The organism is Pantoea sp. sgz302252 (assembly GCF_042610525.1).
Lineage (GTDB): Bacteria > Pseudomonadota > Gammaproteobacteria > Enterobacterales > Enterobacteriaceae > Erwinia.
The window spans coordinates 298968-299175 of sequence record NZ_JBHDVM010000001.1 but is presented as its reverse complement, the minus strand read 5'-3'; positions in this window follow the sequence as shown (position 1 = coordinate 299175).

Below are 208 nucleotides of genomic sequence, written 5' to 3'. Positions count from 1 at the left end.
TTCCAACTTATGTTGGTTCGGCGTTTAAGCACGTTCTGTCATATTCCCTAAGGGGAAGGACGAGAAGCTTCGACCTCGAAGGTTTGACCCGCAGGGCACGGAGCAAAGCGACGTGAATCCTTCCTGCACAGAAGTAGAGTTAAGCATTACCCTTTCCAACTTACGTTGGTTCGGCGTTTAAGCCACAAGTTTTACCAGTAGTACGCTT